The following is a 13,954-nucleotide window of genomic DNA, read 5'->3' on the forward strand; positions in this document are numbered from 1 at the left end:
GCGCGGGGCGCGCCGTTCTCGGTCGGCATCCCGTTCTCGACGATGTAGAGCGGCTTGCCGGGAAAGCGATCGGCGAAGTGGCGCAACGTGTAATAGATGCCGTCGGCCTGCAGCGGCAGCTTCCACAGCTCGGAGGCGGCGAAGGCGCTGTACTGGGCGGCGACCGCGGGCGACAGGCCGTAGTAGTAGTCGATGCCGACGTAATCGAGCTTGGCGGCGATGAGATCGAGCATGCCGCCGTTGACGATCGGATCCGCGTCGGGCACGTAGGCGACATTGCTGGTCACCATGGCGCCGGGCTGGCGGGCGTGGATGTAGTCGTAGATGCTGTTGTGCGCCTGGGCCAGTCGCGCCTGCATGGTCAGGATGTCGGCGGCGGGCCGGCCGCCGTTGCGGACCTCGTTGAGGATGTAGGCGAACGGCTCGTTGATCGTCACCCACATCGGATCCGCGTCGGCGTAACGGTCCACGACCCTGCGCATATTGGTGAGCCAGTCCTCGACCATGCCGGGATTGGCCCAGCCGCCCCGATCGGCCTCCCAGCCCGGATACACCCAGTGGTCGAGGGTGATCATCGGCCGCATCCCGGCCGCACGCACGGCGGCGATCACCTTGTCGTAGAAGGCGAATCCGTCCTCGTCCCACACCCCGGGCTGCGGTTGCACCCGCGCCCATTCGATGCCGAGGCGGTAGGTATTCACGCCCAGATCCTTGGCCAGGGCGATATCGGCGGCATATCGGTCATAGAAGTCGACGCTGTCGCCGTAACGGTCGTAATCGGGATGGCTGTCGACGTAGCGTCGCCAATTGCTGTCGGGCGCATGGCCTTCACTCTGGAACCCGGACGCGGCCACACCCCAGTGGAAGTCCGCGCCCAAACCCGGCAGCGACTCGGGCGCGGGGCTTGCGGCGGCCGTATTCGCGAACGCCGCGCTGGCGAACAGCGTCGTCGCGGCCACGGTCAGGGCGGCGACAGCGTGGCGGCGGGTGTACGCGCGCATGGCACTCCTCGTCCGACAGAGGATGAATTGAGCAGGCGACCAGCATTATTGCGGACGGTTGCCCGCGCGAGCCGGGGTTTGTGGGAATCGACCGGCCCGGGCGCGTCGGGGAGAAGGCAGCAGGAGAACGCGTCCCCGTGGCCTCCGGTGCCCAGTGCTCAGGGTGCGAGCCACGGAGCAGGGGTGACCGTGCGCGGGGACGGCGATCTCTGCGTCGCTGTGGCAATCCTTCGGAATTCGCAGTGCCGCACCCTCGGCCGAGACCGATATTTGCCGCGCTGGGCGGCGACCGTGCCGGGGTGGGGAGCCTGGGCGGCCAATGCGGCCGCGACCTCTACTCGCCGAGCTCGGCGGCAGGCGGTCGCGGGTTTGGATATCCGGGGTGGCCCGGGCCGGGCGGGTGGTGTCGGCGGCTGTGCGGGGGCTGGCCGGGTCCGTGGGGCGGGTGGCCGGAGTTCTCGTGGTCACCGAACGGCCAGCCAGGGACCGGCGGCATGCCCGGAGCCTGGGGCATGGGCGGAATCTTCGGCATGCCGGGCACTTTCGACCAGTCGGGCATCTCCGGCATCGGCGGCGGCTCGGGCATGGGCGGCATTTCGGGCATGGGTGGGACCTGGAATCCGCCTGCCGCGCCGCCGAAGCGCTGGAAGGCGGCCTGGCGTGAGGTGCCGAAGATGTCGCCGATCTCGGCCCAGGTGCGCCCTTCGTCGCGGGCCTGGCGCACCAGGGAGCGCAGTACGTCGTCAACGACCCCATCCAGGCTGCGGGCCGCGCGCAGCGCCGCCATCACCGAGGGCGCGGCGTTGCCTTCGGCGGGGCGCAGCACTTCGGCGACGAATTCGGCATTGGTGGACAAAAGTTTTGCCAGGATCACACGCTCGTCGGCGGTATCTCTGTGCGATGGATCACTCATATGTAAATGCTGCCTTTACACGAAACAGGCTGTCAAGAAACGATTTACACGTTCGCGGATACTGGCCATTAGCTGAAAGAGGGGCACCATGTTTGCCCCCGCTATAACGTGTTCGTCAGCGAGCAGGAGGTGCACGGGTGAGGACACCTACGATATGACCGATCCCGAGAGATATTCGGTCGACCAGGAGCTCTTCGAACTGGTCCGCAAGGCCGGATGCACGGGTCTCGCCTGGAAACTATTGGCGGACAGACTGGTTCGCCACGGATTGGCGGTACTCGGGCCCTGGATACGCAGCGGCTGGATTTTCGTGGTGGCCGAGCAGAAACGCATGCCGCTACGGCCCACCCCGCAGGAGCGGCTGCTGGTGGAGACCCGCTTCGCCGAGGATTTCGTGCAGGAGACCGTCACCCGGGCGCTGGAACGCTTCCGCCGCAACATCATCGACGGCGGCGGATGGGATCCGGATCAGGGCAGCAGCCTGGCCAGCTATTTCATCGGCGCCTGCGTGCTGGCCTTCGTCGAGCAGTTCCGCCGCAGCCGCCGCACGGGAGATCTCTACCAGTTCCAGGCGGTCAGTACGGTCGCCATCGTGACCGAGGACGGCCCGGATCTGATGGCCGTGCTGGCCTCCACCGAGGATGTGGCCGGTTCGGTGGTGGAACGGCTGGCCTTCCGCAGTCGTCTCGAGGGACTGAGCGAACGTGACCGCGGGCTGGTGTGGGGCAAGGCGATGGGCCTGCGCGGCAGCGAGATCCAGCACCTGTTCGACTTCCCCTCGGTGAAAGCGGTCGAACAGCGCTGGGCCAGACTCAAACGCGACCACGGCTGGATGACCGGCCTCGACGGCAAGGAGGCGGACCGATGAGCTCCGATGCCCCCGACCTGGTGGCCCGCATCGCCGAACTGCTCGAGCGGTCCTCGCTCAACGAGCCCGCGCTGCAACGGCTCTACGCGCGCATCCCGCGCAGCATCGTGCCACCGGCCGCGCCCCGGGACTCCACGCCCACGGTCGTGCCGGACTTCGCGGTGCGCCTCAACCGGCTGTTCGCGGCCGTGCCAGGTCCCGGCGAACGCCCGCGCACCAACTCCGAGGTGGCCGCGCAGCTGACCGCCTGGGGTCATCCGATCTCCAAGCCGTACCTGAGCCAGTTGCGGGCGGGCACCCGGACCGACCCATCGGGCGCGACGATTTTGGCTCTGGCACGCTTCTTCCGCGTGCACCCCGATTACTTCGCCGACGAGGACCACGCGTCCGTGGCCGAACAGGACTATCAGCTGTTGACGCGATTGCAGTTCAACAGCTTGCGTGAGCTGTCGAGGCGAGCCTTCGACCTCAGCGAGGAGTCCCAGAACCTGCTCACCACCATGGCCGACCGACTCCGCATCACCGAGGGCCTGCCCGAGGTCGGCACCGGCGGCACGGACTGACCGAAACCGACCAAATGTATTCGATATATCTTCCCGTGCGTGGGCCCTGGGAAAGCGCAGGTCTGGCACTGTAATCGGGTGCCGAACCAGGACCTGCCGGTGATCGATGCCGCCCGCGAACAGACCGCCCCGCCGTCGGGTGCGATGTCGCCGTCGGATGCGGTGTCGTTGAGTCGACGCCTGGTCGCGGAATTCGCCGGCACCGCCGCCCTCGCGGCCGTGGTGATCGGCTCCGGCATCGCGGCCGAACAACTCTCACCCGGCGATATCGGCCTGCAACTGCTCGAGAACTCCACCGCCAGCGCCCTGGGCCTGGCCGTCCTCATCCTGGCCTTCGCCCCCATCTCCGGCGCCCACTTCAATCCGGTGGTCTCCCTGGCCGATTGGCTCGGCGGCCGCCGCACCCGCACCGGCCTGACCACCAGCGAACTCGGCGCCTACATCGCGGCGCAATGCGCGGGTGGGGTACTCGGCGCACTGCTGGCCAACGCCATGTTCGACCGTCCCGCCCTGCAAGTGGCCACCCAACACCGAGTGACCACCGGCCACCTCCTCGGCGAACTGCTCGCCGCCGCCGGCCTCATCGCCGTCGGCTTCGCCGCCGCCCGCCGCGGCCACCCCACCACCGCGATCGCCGTCTCCACCTACATCGGCTCAGCCATCTGGTTCACCAGCTCCGGCTCTTTCGCCAACCCCGCCCTAACCCTCGCCCGCACCCTCACCAACTCCTTCACCGGCATAGCCCCCACCTCCGCCCCCGCCTTCATAGCCGCCCAAACCCTAGGCGCCCTAGCCGGCCTAAGCCTCATGACCCTCCTCTACCGCCCCACCGCCCGCTAACCCCCCGAACCGACGCAGCAACCCACGCGGCAGCGGCGACGACGACCAACGCGCCGCCACCGAGCAGGAAACCCTGAGCCGGAGCCGGAGCGATAAGTGCTGGGATAGTGGCCATTCCGGCTGTTCCGGCCGAGCGCATCACCGTGTGGTTCAGCGTGATCAGGCGAAGGCGAGCGGTCGGCGGGTAGGCGGCGAGCTGGGTGCCGAGGGTGATCGAGATGAACGGGGTGACGAGGCCGGAAAGTGCCGCGCAGGTCAGCACCGCGGCGACGGTATGAGCGACGGCGGTCGCCATCAGCAATGCACCCGCGAGTGCCCAGGCCGCGCAAAAGCTGGGCAAGAATGCCGCGTCGGTGACGGGAAACCGTCCGGCGACGAGATTGCCGACCAGCCCTGCCGCGCCGGTGGTGGTGAGGACCAGACCGTATGCCGACGGCCCGGCGTCGAGATGGTGAGCCAGTAACAGCGGCAATCCGATTGCGGGCAAAGCGTTGAGGAACAATCCGGCCGCGTGAACCGTGAAGGCGGCGCCGAGCGAGGGACGTGCGCGTATCAAGGTCCGCGCCGACGTGTTTCGAATGCGCGGTGCTGTCACATCGGCCGTTCGATCCATGCGGGTGTCGGTTGCATCGGTGGCAGCCAAGTACAGCAGTGCGGTGACCGATACTGCGAATGTCAGTGCGTCCGCGACGAACAGCGTCGAGACCGGTATGACGAGGAGCAGGACACCAGCGAGTGCGGGCCCGGCGATTCGTGCGATGCGGCCGTTGAGATCCATGGCGGCAACCAATGCGGGCCGCTTGTCCTGCTCGACGAGGTCGGGCACCAGCGCACCGAGGGCGGGGTCGAAGACCGCGGCTAACGCTCCGAGCACGGCGGCGATAGCCAACATCGCCGAGAGACCGCCGAACCCCCACAGCACGGGCATAGCGAGAAGCAGTACGGCACGGACAGTATCGACGATGGCGAGCGTGCGAAATGTCGCGCACCGCTGCAGAAGTCGCGCCCCGAATGTTCCGATCACTATGAACGGCACAGACTCGGCAATGGCCACCGCGCCCATCGCGACAGGGCCGGAGCGCTCGAGTGTCAGCCACATGATGGCGAGGCCATAGAGGCGATCGCCCAGGATCGACAGCAGTTGTGCCGACCAGATCGCCAGGATCCGGGGGCGGCGAAGCAGCGTCAGCATCGGCACGGCGGTGGACGCTAGCGCAGACGGCCGACAACTATCGGTGGGTGGGAGTGGTCAGCTGTGGTTGAGATCGGCCAGCGCGGCCGCAACATGCAGGTTGTCCACGGTGCGTAATAAGTTGGCGGCGGCGGGTTTCCGGCCTGAGTCGCGGCAGGCGTACAGCAGATGGGTGTGGACTGCCCAGGTGAGCAGGGGTGGTTCGGACAGCAGGGGAAGCAGCGGGGCGATGTGGTTGCCGAGGAGGGAGATCGACTTGGCGCGGATGCCTTCGCGGAGATCGGTGCGTGCCAGCTCGATCAACCGGTCGTCGAGGTCGCCTGGTCTGGTATGGGCGGCGTAGGTGGTCAGTGCTTACTGGCCGCGGGTGCTCGCGACGTCGCCGGAGGTGATCAGATCCCATGTGAGCGTGGCGACTTCGGCGGACCGTGGAACGAATTGGAGGTTGTAGACGGCGGATTTGCGGACGCCCTGGTGGGGTCGTGGGCCAGCGCGAGCAGTGCGTCCACCCTGCGCCACGTCGCCAGCGCCCCGCAGCACAGTGACCGCACCTGTGGGTCCGGATGGCTGGACAGGAACGCCGCCAGTCCGGGGCGGTCGGGGGCGGGTATGTCGCTCCAGTGGTCACTGCGGGGATGACTGTGCAGGGCAGCGAATTTCGGCTGCCATTGGCCGCCGGGGTCGGAGAACAGGGCGATGATCTCCGCGGCCTGTGGGGTGGTGGGTTGGCGGCGATGGGCTGCGGGCTGGTGTGGGGTGGGTGCGGGTTCGGGTTCCGGGTCGCCGAGTAGGTCGGCGACGGGGGTGAGCCAATCCGTGAGTTGTGCGCGCTGGTCTTCGAAATCGCTGGCCAGGGCGGCTGCTGCTTCTCGTGCTGCGTCCGCTGGGGTGTCGTCACCCCGGGCGATCTCGTGTAGCAGACGGAGTGTGGCGCGGGTTTGGTAGTAGCGCAGTGAATCGATTGCGGCGCAGGCGACTTCGGCGTTGCTGTCGGTGGCGGCGCGGTGTAGGGCCGACTCGGCGGCGACTGGTTCGTCCCAGCCCAGTTGATAGGCCGCTGTCCGGCGAACGGCTGGTGAGGGGTGGTCGAGCCCGGCAACCTTGTACAGCTGCCAGCGAGGTTCTTCGAAGGTGAGTCCGATCCCGACCAACGCCTCCCGATGTAGGGGATGCTCCGGGTCGCGCGCGACGGGCTCGATCAGGTCGGCCTCGGTGCGGGCTGCTTGGCGCAACACACTCGCCCGCACCACGTCATCCCCGGTTTCCCACCAGGCCCGCAATTCTGCGTGCTCCGGGAACATCTCCGAGTCTTCCAGCGCGCTCAACGCGGCTCGCCGCACCTCGACCGGCCGATCACGATCGCGCCCGATCTCACCCAGCGACTCGACCGCCCGCGGATCAGCAGCCTGTGCGAGCGCATACACGACCTGCCACCGTTCCGTCTCCGCGACTTCAGGATCGGCAAGCTCCCGAATCAACTCGAACGTCGCCGACCGATCCTGCCGCTGCGCAATCCGATCCAGGTCCATCCCACTCCCACCGTCAGCTTCCCCTCGCTCAATAAGCCGAGTGGCACATCCTGGAGGCAATTCCGGACAAATCCCCTCCACAGTGTTCCACTCGACGATCTGCCGAGTGGGTTAGGTGGTGCGTGTCGTGGAGGGGACGGCGAAGGAGGTGCGGTCGCCGGACCAGCCGTCGGCGGGGACGAGTTTCGCCAGGTCGGCGAGGTCCTCGGGGGTGAGGTCGAGGGTTGCGGCGGTGGCGTTTTCGAGGATTCGGGACGCGTGGCGGGTGCCGGGGATGGGGACTACGTCGGGGCCTTGGGCCAGGAGCCAGGCCAGGGCAAGTTGGCCTGCGGTGATGTCGAGGCGGGTGGCGAGGTCGCGGAGGGCGGCTACCTGGGCGAGGTTGTCGGTGAGGTGGTCGCCTTGGAAGCGGGGGTCGTTGCGGCGGAAGTCGCTGGTGGCGACGGTGGTCGAGTCGAGGGTAGCGGTGAGGAGGCCACGGCCGAGGGGGCTGTAGGGGACGATGCCGACGCCGAGTTCGCGGGCCGCGGGGATGATGTCGTGTTCGGGTTCCCGCCAGAGCATCGACCATTCGAACTGGATGGCGGCGATGGGGTGGGCGGCGACCGCTTCGCGCAGTTGGGCGGGGGTGGCTTCGGAGATGCCGAGGTGGCGGACCTTGCCCGCGGTGACCAAATCGGCCATGGCGCCGATGGTTTCGGCGACCGGCACCTCGGGGTCGATGCGGTGCAGGTAGTACACGTCGATGACGTCGCGGCCGAGGCGTTCCAGCGACGCGTCGCAATATCCGGTCACATGCTCGGGCTTGCCGTCGAGGCCGACCCCGGCTTCGGTGCGGATGATCCCGAACTTCGTGGCGATGTTCACCTCGGTCCCGGCCAACGCCTGGCCGACGAGGCGCTCGTTGTGGCCGCGCCCGTAGCTCATCGCGGTGTCGAACAGGGTGATACCCGCGTCGACGGCGGCGCGAATGGCCGCGGTCGATTCCGCGTCGTCGGCGGTTCCGTACCCCTGGGAGAAGCCCATGCAGCCGAGCCCCACGGCCGACACCGTCAAACCGTCTCCGAGCCTGTGTTCACGCATACCGACCATGCTGTCAGTATCCGGTCGTCGGATGCCAGTCGATTGCGATGAAATATGTTGCTCCGCTGCCGGATTGGGGCAGCGGTTCAGCCGGTGGCGAAACGGGCCGCGATGTCGGCGGCGGTCACCCGGGCCAGATCGACCAGGAAGGGCAGGCGCTCGGGAACCATCAGGGTGGTCGGTCCGCGCACTCCCAGTGCGAAGCGGACGGGGGCGTCGGGGGTGAGGATGGGGACGGCCAGCGTGCGGAATCCGGGATCGAGTTCCTCGTCGTTGTAGGCGTAGCCGCGCTCACGGGTGAGGGTCAGCTCGCGCCGCAATTCACCTGGCGTGGAGACGGACCGGTCGGTGCCTTCGTCGTAGGGGAGCGCCTCGAGTTCGGCGTCGGTGGCGTCGTTCCACGACAGCAGCGTCTTGCCGAGGGCGCTGGCGTGCAACGGAAGTCGCACCCCCTGCAACCGGTGCCCGTCGGTGTCGCGCCACCGGCTGGTGGCCAGCAGCACCGCGTGGATGCTGTGCCGCGAGGCCAGCGAGGCGCTGGCCCCGGTGGTGGCGGCCAGCTGTTCCAGCGCGGGCTCGGCCAGGTAGATCCGATGCTGGCGGTAGGCGATCTGACCGTATTCGGCGAGCGCCCCACCCATCCGGTAGCGACCGGAATCGTCGTGCTTGTCGAGGAATCCGGCCTGCACCAGCGCGGTGAGCAGCCGATGGGTGGTGCTCACGGCCAACCCTTGCTGCCGGGCCACCTCCGAGACCCCACGCCACTCACCATCGCGGAAACAGTCCAGCACCGACAGGGCACGGGCGACGGTCTGTACTCCAGGGGCTTCCACGGTTGGGACGCTAGCACAGCGAAAGGCGGCTTCCTTTCCACTATTTGGAAAGGATGAACCGAAACGGCCATAACGGCTCGGAATAATCCCTGTCAACCCTTCCGATCCTCGGAAAGCATTCCCTCGCCGACACCGTCCGCGATCCCTACTGTCCCAGAACATCGTTGGACAGTTCCGAACGGAAGAGGTGCCCCACCATGTTCCGCACGCGCCGGTCGCGCCGTTGGCGTTACGCCCTGGTCCTGGCTCCCGTCGTCGCCCTGGTCGCCGCGTGTGGCTCCGCCTCCACCGACGCGGGCGGGACCGACCTGGTGCTCAAGGTCGTCGACCCCGGCAATGCCGGTCCGCTGGCCGTCGGCAAACGCGACGGCACCTTCGACAAGGCCCTCGCACCCCTGCATGCCCGCGTCGAATGGGTCACCACCACACCGGGTTTCAGCTCCATGCTCAAGCTGTTCAACACCAAGGAACTCGACGTCTCCGACGCCGCGTTCAGCCCGGTGGTGGGCGCGCTGTCGAAGGATGTCGCGGTGCGCATCGTCTCGGTGTCGGATCCGGCGGGCAAGGACCAGAGCGGCATTCTGGCCGCGCCGGGCTCCGGAATCGCCTCGGTCGCCGATCTGGTCGGTAAACGCGTCGCGGTGAACCCGGCGGGCAAGGGCGAATACATCCTGCTGCGCGCGCTCGCGCAGGCGGGCGTCCCCGCCGACAAGGTGACGCGAGTCCCGTTGCAGCAGAAGGACGCCGCCACCGCCTTCGCGACCGGAAAGGTCGACGCTTGGGCCTCGTTCCTGGTGCCCTACCAGGAGGCGAAGGCCAATGGCGGCCGTGAGATCGCCACCGAGGCCTCCATCGGATCCAAGGACAACTCGGTGTTCGTCTTCCGCACCGAGGTCGCCGACAAGCACCCTGATGTCGCCGCCAAGTTCCTGCAGACCGTGCAGCAACTGGTGGTCCAGCAGCGCGCCAATCCCGCTGACTTCCAGAACGTTTTCGACAAGACCGGTCCCCGCGCCCTGAGCGGCGACCGACTCACCGACGCGATCCGGCTCGGCGGCCAGGCCACCGTCCCGCACCTGCCCACCGACTCCGACGCCGCCGACCTCGCGAGCATCGTCGCGCTGTTCCGCGACAACGGCGTCATCGGCCGCGACATCACCGCCGCCGACATCTTCTACGACCTGAAGTCCAAGCTCAGCGCCGATCAGCTGACCGGATTGCAGCCGGGGAGCTGACATGACCGCCTCTGTCCGAGCCCAGGCCGCCGCGCACGCCGACACGGACGTGACGAGTACGCCAGGGCTGGCCCCACCCCGGCTGCGTGTCGAACGGCGCAGGCCGACTTGGCTTTCCGTGCCGCTGCGATTCCTCCTGCCCGCCTTGCTCATCGCCGCGTGGTGGATCGGCTCGGCGACCGGGGCCCTGTCTCCGCAGGTGCTGGCCGGTCCGCCCAAGGTGTGGTCCGCGCTGACCGAGCTGGCGCGCAGTGGCCAGCTGGTCGACTTCGCGGCGGCCTCGTTCACCCGCGCCGCGCTCGGCGTCGCGCTGGGCGTGGGGGCCGGGCTGGCGCTCGGCCTGGTCGCCGGATTATCCAGTCTCGGTGAGGAACTGGTGGATTCGACATTGCAGATCGTGCGCGCGGTGCCGTTCCTGGCGCTGGTGCCGCTGTTCATCGCCTGGTTCGGCATCGATGAGCTCTACAAGGTGCTGCTGATCGCGGTCGCGACGGTCGCGCCGATGTACGCCTACACCTACCTGGGCGTGCGCAATGTGGATCGCAAACTGGTCGAGGCCGCGCGCGGGTTCGGGCTCACCGGGTACCGGCTGGTGCTCGAGGTGATCCTGCCCGCCGCACTGCCGGGCGTGCTCATGGCGTTGCGAGTGTGCCTGTCCATCAGCATCACCGGCCTCATCGCCGCCGAACAGGTCGGCACCACCGAAGGCGTCGGCTATCTGGTGACGCTCGCCCAGGAGTACAACCGCACCGACTACATGGTGCTGTGCGTGGTCCTCTACGCCCTGCTGGGCCTGATCTTCGACGGCGCGGTCCGCCTGGTGGAACGCTTCGCGATGCCCTGGCGCCGACAGGTGGCCCTGCGATGACCGAGCCCCTCGCGGTGTCGATCACCGGACTGCGGAAATCCTTCGGCGACAAAGTGATTCTCGACGGCATCGACCTGAGCATCCGCCGCGGCGAATTCGTGGTGCTGCTGGGCCCCAGCGGCACCGGCAAGACCACCCTGCTGCGCCTGCTTACCGGCCTCGAACAGCCCGACTCCGGCACCGTCCTGGTCCCGCCCGCCCGCACCACCGTCTACCAGGAACCCCGCCTGGTCCCGTCCAAACGCGTCCTCGCGAATGTGACCATCGGGCAACGCCGTTCGCGCGAGACTCGCGAGGCCGGGCTGCGCGCCCTGTCGGAGGTCCACCTCGACGGCAAGGCCCGCCAATGGCCCGCCACCCTCTCCGGCGGTGAGGCCCAGCGCGCCGCCCTGGCCCGCGCCCTGGTCCGCGAACCCGACCTGCTGCTGCTCGACGAACCCTTCGCCGCGCTCGACGCCCTCACCCGGCTGCGCATGCAGGACCTGGTCGGCGACCTGGTGGCCCGCCACCGCCCGGCCGTGCTCATGGTCACCCACGACGTCGACGAGGCGATCCGCCTGGCCGACCGCGTGCTCATCCTCGACCGCGGCCGCTTCGCCGTCGACGAACCCATCGACCTGCCCCGCCCTCGCGACCGCACCGACCCGGCGGCCCTGCGCTACCAGTCCGCGTTCCTCGCCCAACTGGGCGTCGGCGCCGAAAACCCCAGGAGCACACCATGACCGACACCCTCTGGTACACCCGCTGCCCGGTACCCACCGCCAGCGGCCTGGCGCACAGCCTGGGCTGGCTCGGCGACGACGCCGAACGCCACGGCCTGCACTTCGGCGTCCTGCAGGACGCCGGACCCGAACTCGCCGTCCGCCACTTCGACCACGACCTGCCCGGCCTGATCCGCGAGGGCGGCAATGTGCCCGCTCTCGCAGCCCGCGCGCAGGGCTCGCCCACCCGGCTGATCGGCCTGACCTGGATCGACGAGGCGCAAGCCATTGTGGTGGGCCCGAATTCGCCGGTCTCGACGCCCGCTGAACTGGCCGGGCTGCGCGTCGGTATCCCCGCCTGGGCCCGCGATCAGGCCCGCAGCTTCCCGCGCGCCATGGCCTTGCACGGTTTCGCCAACGCCCTGCGCCTGGGCGGCCTGACCCTCGCCGATGCCCGCGTCACCGAACTCGCCGTGGAACCGAACCCGCAGGTGCGCACCGCGATCCAGTCCCGCGACCGCAGCCTCACCTGGGGTGTCGAACAGCTCCTCGACGGCACGGTGGACGCCATCTACGTCAAGGGCGCCCGCGCCCAGGAGGTCGCCGCCGCACACGGTCTGCGCGTGGCGGTCGACCTCGACGCCACCGCCACGAAACGCCTGCGCGTCAACAACGGCACCCCGCGCCCGCTGACGGTCCACCAGCACCTGCTCGACACCCGCCCCGACCTCGTCACCGGCTTCCTCGCCCAAACCCTGCGCGCCGCCGACTGGGCCACCACCCACCACGACGAGGCCGCCGCGGTCCTGCAACGCGAAACCCTCTCCGGCCCCGAAGGTGTCACCGCCGCCTACGGCCCCGACTTCCACCTCGGCCTGCACCCCTCCCTCGACGAGGAACGCCTCGACCTGCTCGCCGTCCAGAAACAGTTCCTCTATACGCACGGCTTCCTGGCCGCCGACTTCGACCTCGAATCCTGGGTCGCGCCCGAACCTCTCGCCCAGGCCCGCGCGCTCGTGGCCGCCGGATCGGAGGCAGCGTGACCGAATTCGTGTGGCGGCTGCCCACCCGCCCGGACGGCCGTCGCGCCGAGCCGACGCTGCGCGGGCGCGGCGCGTGCAGCGCTCCGATCACGGCCGCCGACCTGATCACGGCCGACCGGGCGGACCTCGCCGAGTCCCGCGCCGGTGATCGATATGCCGTGACCGATGTGCGCGCGGGCCGATTCGGGCCGTTCGAGCATCTGCACGAGATCGTGAACGCGGCCGAATTGTCGGGGCTGGACGGTGTTCTCGCACCCTACGATCCCGGCGGCGAGGAATCCTGGATCGTCGGCGGCGGCGCACTGCGCGCGACCCGGCACACCCGGGTGATCATCGAATTCCCGCCCAATTTCGGCACACCGGTCTACGCGGCCAAGGTGTCGGCGACGCTGCAACGGCATTCAGCGGGACGGCTGGGCTGGCGGCTGGCGGTCGAGACGGACCAGCAGGACGCGCGACGGCGCGGCGACCGAATCGATGGTGACGCCCGGTACACGCGAGCAGCCGAGTTCCTGACCGTTGCCCGAGGTGTCTGGAACGAGCAGCCCGTGGCCCCGGCCGGATTCGCGGGCACCGGCTTCGACTACGAGGGCCAATACTACGAGGTCAGCAATGGCGGATTCCGCGGCATCCTGTCGGGTCTGCCGTTCCCGACGGTGTACCTGAGCGGCGATTCCGAAGCAGCCCTGCAGCTTTCGGCCCGCCATGGCGACGTCCACGTCTTCACCGAACAGCCCGACGGCCTCGACGCACCCCTCGCACGGTTGCGGGAAGCGGCCGCCGCGGCCGGGCGCACCGTCCGCGCGGGCCTCGAAGTGCCGGTGATCGCCCGCGAGACCGCAGCCGAGGCGTGGCGACGCGTCGAAAGGCAGTGGCGCGAACTGTATCCCGACGGCCCCGATCCTCACTCGCTGAACCTGGGCGACGGCCGCTGGGCGGGCTTCACCCACCTGGGCTACCCGCAGCCCATCGGCCTGGTGGGCAGCTACGACCAGGTGGCCCAACGGCTCCGGACCTACGTCGAGCTCGGCGTCGACACCGTGGTGCTCTCCGGCCACCCGCACCTCGAGGAGCTCTACCGGGCCGGTGAACACCTGCTGTTCCGCGTCGACCCCACCGGCCGCACCCTGCAGGAGACCACCGCATGACCATCGACATCTATTGGCGCATCGGCATGGAAGGCGACCACGCCTCCCTGCGCACGCCGCGCCGCTACAACCGCGGCCACGCGGGCGGCTACGGCCCGGGCAATATCGCCCCGGCCATCCGAGACGGAATACTCGAC

Annotated in this window: 15 protein-coding genes and 1 pseudogene; 9 read left to right on the forward strand and 7 right to left on the reverse strand. The window is 68.8% G+C overall.

The annotated features are described in order from the left end of the window. Together ACWELQ_RS18410 and ACWELQ_RS18415 are read right to left on the reverse strand one after the other, a co-directional pair. A partial coding sequence (locus ACWELQ_RS18410; RefSeq protein WP_452398252.1) for a family 1 glycosylhydrolase occupies positions 1-1,001 on the reverse strand: 1,001 nt, incomplete at its 3' end. Between the two features lie 334 nt (positions 1,002-1,335). Then, positions 1,336-1,914, reverse strand: a complete 579-nt coding sequence (locus ACWELQ_RS18415) for a hypothetical protein (RefSeq protein ID WP_452398253.1) — start codon at positions 1,912-1,914, stop codon at positions 1,336-1,338. Between the two features lie 154 nt (positions 1,915-2,068). Between ACWELQ_RS18415 and ACWELQ_RS18420 the strand changes: the two genes are divergently transcribed. From ACWELQ_RS18420 to ACWELQ_RS18430, 3 genes are all read left to right on the forward strand, one after another. Continuing rightward, the gene (locus ACWELQ_RS18420; RefSeq protein WP_452398254.1) at positions 2,069-2,782 is read left to right on the forward strand and encodes an RNA polymerase sigma factor; all 714 of its coding nucleotides are present in this window, start codon (positions 2,069-2,071) and stop codon (positions 2,780-2,782) included. Positions 2,783-2,928: 146 nt separating this feature from the next. Beyond that, entirely contained in the window at positions 2,929-3,345 is a 417-nt protein-coding gene (locus ACWELQ_RS18425) for a helix-turn-helix domain-containing protein (RefSeq protein WP_452398265.1), read from the forward strand. 78 nt (positions 3,346-3,423) lie between these two features. Continuing rightward, on the forward strand, positions 3,424-4,185 hold the full coding sequence (locus ACWELQ_RS18430) for an aquaporin (RefSeq protein ID WP_452398255.1): 762 nt from the start codon (positions 3,424-3,426) through the stop codon (positions 4,183-4,185). Here ACWELQ_RS18430 and ACWELQ_RS18435 read toward each other — a convergent pair. From ACWELQ_RS18435 to ACWELQ_RS18455, 5 genes are all read right to left on the reverse strand, one after another. After that, positions 4,151-5,377: an MFS transporter gene (locus ACWELQ_RS18435; RefSeq protein WP_452398266.1), complete on the reverse strand. Its 1,227-nt coding sequence runs from the start codon at positions 5,375-5,377 to the stop codon at positions 4,151-4,153. The two genes, ACWELQ_RS18430 and ACWELQ_RS18435, sit on opposite strands and share 35 nt — an antisense overlap. 57 nt (positions 5,378-5,434) lie before the next feature. After that, positions 5,435-5,680 carry a hypothetical protein gene (locus ACWELQ_RS18440; protein WP_452398256.1) on the reverse strand — a complete coding sequence of 82 codons (246 nt, stop codon included), beginning with the start codon at positions 5,678-5,680 and terminating at the stop codon, positions 5,435-5,437. 89 nt (positions 5,681-5,769) lie between these two features. Continuing rightward, positions 5,770-6,906: a HEAT repeat domain-containing protein gene (locus tag ACWELQ_RS18445; RefSeq protein ID WP_452398257.1), complete on the reverse strand. Its 1,137-nt coding sequence runs from the start codon at positions 6,904-6,906 to the stop codon at positions 5,770-5,772. Positions 6,907-7,017: 111 nt separating this feature from the next. After that, positions 7,018-7,989, reverse strand: coding sequence for an aldo/keto reductase (locus ACWELQ_RS18450; protein ID WP_452398258.1), 972 nt, complete (start codon positions 7,987-7,989; stop codon positions 7,018-7,020). 86 nt (positions 7,990-8,075) lie between these two features. Further along, positions 8,076-8,822, reverse strand: a complete 747-nt coding sequence (locus ACWELQ_RS18455; RefSeq protein WP_452398259.1) for an IclR family transcriptional regulator — start codon at positions 8,820-8,822, stop codon at positions 8,076-8,078. A gap of 197 nt (positions 8,823-9,019) precedes the next feature. Here ACWELQ_RS18455 and ACWELQ_RS18460 point away from each other — a divergent pair, with 197 nt between their 5' ends. The 6 genes and pseudogenes from ACWELQ_RS18460 to ACWELQ_RS18485 all read left to right on the forward strand — a co-directional run. Further along, on the forward strand, positions 9,020-10,057 hold the full coding sequence (locus ACWELQ_RS18460; RefSeq protein WP_452398260.1) for an NrtA/SsuA/CpmA family ABC transporter substrate-binding protein: 1,038 nt from the start codon (positions 9,020-9,022) through the stop codon (positions 10,055-10,057). A 1-nt stretch (position 10,058) separates the two neighbouring features. Continuing rightward, positions 10,059-10,925 carry an ABC transporter permease gene (locus ACWELQ_RS18465; protein WP_452398261.1) on the forward strand — a complete coding sequence of 289 codons (867 nt, stop codon included), beginning with the start codon at positions 10,059-10,061 and terminating at the stop codon, positions 10,923-10,925. Then, on the forward strand, positions 10,922-11,647 hold the full coding sequence (locus tag ACWELQ_RS18470; RefSeq protein WP_452398262.1) for an ABC transporter ATP-binding protein: 726 nt from the start codon (positions 10,922-10,924) through the stop codon (positions 11,645-11,647). The genes ACWELQ_RS18465 and ACWELQ_RS18470 overlap by 4 nt, the downstream gene beginning before the upstream one ends. After that, a complete protein-coding gene (locus ACWELQ_RS18475; protein ID WP_452398263.1) occupies positions 11,644-12,669 on the forward strand; it encodes an ABC transporter substrate-binding protein in 1,026 nt (341 codons plus the stop codon). The genes ACWELQ_RS18470 and ACWELQ_RS18475 overlap by 4 nt, the downstream gene beginning before the upstream one ends. After that, positions 12,666-13,817, forward strand: a complete 1,152-nt coding sequence (locus ACWELQ_RS18480; protein WP_452398264.1) for an LLM class flavin-dependent oxidoreductase — start codon at positions 12,666-12,668, stop codon at positions 13,815-13,817. Before ACWELQ_RS18475 ends, ACWELQ_RS18480 begins: the two co-directional genes overlap by 4 nt. Then, positions 13,814-13,954, forward strand: a pseudogene (locus ACWELQ_RS18485) (LLM class flavin-dependent oxidoreductase); the annotation flags it as partial. The gene ACWELQ_RS18480 and the pseudogene ACWELQ_RS18485, both read left to right, overlap by 4 nt.

This window comes from Nocardia sp. NPDC004722, assembly GCF_053601505.1.

Coding starts and splice junctions, on each gene's coding strand:
- ACWELQ_RS18415 (WP_452398253.1), bottom strand. CDS start 1,914: ATGAGTGATCCATCGCACAGAGATACCGCCGACGAGCGTGTGATCCTG.
- ACWELQ_RS18420 (WP_452398254.1), top strand. CDS start 2,069: ATGACCGATCCCGAGAGATATTCGGTCGACCAGGAGCTCTTCGAACTG.
- ACWELQ_RS18435 (WP_452398266.1), bottom strand. CDS start 5,377: ATGCTGACGCTGCTTCGCCGCCCCCGGATCCTGGCGATCTGGTCGGCA.
- ACWELQ_RS18445 (WP_452398257.1), bottom strand. CDS start 6,906: ATGGACCTGGATCGGATTGCGCAGCGGCAGGATCGGTCGGCGACGTTC.
- ACWELQ_RS18450 (WP_452398258.1), bottom strand. CDS start 7,989: ATGCGTGAACACAGGCTCGGAGACGGTTTGACGGTGTCGGCCGTGGGG.
- ACWELQ_RS18460 (WP_452398260.1), top strand. CDS start 9,020: ATGTTCCGCACGCGCCGGTCGCGCCGTTGGCGTTACGCCCTGGTCCTG.
- ACWELQ_RS18465 (WP_452398261.1), top strand. CDS start 10,059: ATGACCGCCTCTGTCCGAGCCCAGGCCGCCGCGCACGCCGACACGGAC.
- ACWELQ_RS18470 (WP_452398262.1), top strand. CDS start 10,922: ATGACCGAGCCCCTCGCGGTGTCGATCACCGGACTGCGGAAATCCTTC.
- ACWELQ_RS18475 (WP_452398263.1), top strand. CDS start 11,644: ATGACCGACACCCTCTGGTACACCCGCTGCCCGGTACCCACCGCCAGC.